Raw genomic sequence first — 1265 nt, forward strand, 5'->3', positions numbered from 1 at the left:
ACTCGGGGGCGGCTGTACGACGGGGTGATGTTCAGCCGCTGCAGCGTCGCCTGGAGCGTCGAGCCCTTCATGGCGGAGCCGTTGTCGGCATGCAATACCAGTGGCTGATTGATGCAGCCCTCGCGCAACACAGCGCGCTGGATGACCTCGCTGCTGTTGGCCATGGACTCTTGGTCAAAGACCTCGGCATCGACGATCTTGCGGCTGTAGATGTCGACGATCATGTAGAGGTAGTAGAACTGCCCACGCACCGGGGTCGGCAGGTATGTCACGTCCCAGCTCCAACAGACATTTGGGCGCGTTACGCGGTGTCTTTGTGGATCACCCTTGGGGCGTGGGGCACGAGCCCGGCCACGATGGTGCTGCTCGTCATGCTGCCGGAGGATGCGGTAATAGCTGGACTCTGACGCCACATAGAGGCCTTCCTCGTCCAGCAGCCGCGGCACGATCTGCCCCGGCGGCAGGCTGGCAAACTCGGGACGATGGCAGATCTCCAGCACCTGCTGACGCTCCTCAGGCGACAGCGCGTGGCGCGGGACAGGCCGCACGGCCTCAGGCCGGCGGTCCTGATCGCCCCGTACCCAGCGACGGTAGGTGTTGGTACCAATGCCGAGCTCTGCACAGGCAGCCTGCAGGCGGGCCCCTGCGGCGCGGGCTTCATCGATCAGCTCTACGGCGTCCTGGCGATCTGAAGTGCTGATCATTCGTCCTCGTCCCCCCAGATCGCTCGGGCCTTTTTTCTCAACGCCAGCAGCGCAGCGGTTTCCGCGAGAGCAGCCTCCTTGCGGCGGAGCTCACGTTTGAGCTCCTTGTTCTCCTGGCGCTCCGCCTTGCGGGCTTCGCTGACCTGCTTCGACGCGGCATCGCTCCGGTCATTGGCACCCTCGCAGCTCGCCCGCCAGCGCTGAATCTGCTCGGGGTAGAGGCCCCGCTGCCGGCAGTACTCGGCACGCTCGGCTTCACTGAGGGCCGCCGTTTCCAGTACGGCGTGGAACTTGTCCTGCGAGCTCCAGCCCTCAGGATCATCACTCTGGTCAGGCAGGAGGCGGCCTGCTTGCCGAGCCTTCTTGCGCCAGGTGTACAGCGTTGCCGCGGAGATGCCTTCTTCCTGGGCCACCTCCGCCACCGTGCGGTTATGCGGCGGGAGCAGCTTCTTGAGGATGGCTTCCCGGCGCTCGTCGGAGTACTTCATCGGAACCTCGTCACGCCCCACATCGTTCAGAGTCTAACAGCCGCTGACACTCCAACTAGCTTGACAGTGGGGG

2 protein-coding genes are annotated in these 1265 nt (G+C 64.7%); both read right to left on the reverse strand.

Translation table 11 applies throughout. The features are described 5' to 3' along the window. Positions 1 to 704 (reverse strand): DDE-type integrase/transposase/recombinase (locus tag MHM85_RS18280; protein WP_239286591.1); only part of this gene is annotated, 704 nt, incomplete at its 3' end. Then, positions 701 to 1192 carry a transposase gene (locus MHM85_RS18285; protein ID WP_058092620.1) on the reverse strand — a complete coding sequence of 164 codons (492 nt, stop codon included), beginning with the start codon at positions 1190 to 1192 and terminating at the stop codon, positions 701 to 703. The genes MHM85_RS18285 and MHM85_RS18280, both read right to left, overlap by 4 nt. Positions 1193 to 1265: the final 73 nt, after the last annotated feature.

Source organism: Halomonas sp. McD50-4 (assembly GCF_022348135.1).
GTDB lineage: Bacteria > Pseudomonadota > Gammaproteobacteria > Pseudomonadales > Halomonadaceae > Vreelandella > Vreelandella piezotolerans.

Bases quoted from the DNA above. Each gene is read 5' to 3' on its own strand.
- MHM85_RS18285 (WP_058092620.1), bottom strand. From the start codon at position 1,192: ATGAAGTACTCCGACGAGCGCCGGGAAGCCATCCTCAAGAAGCTGCTC.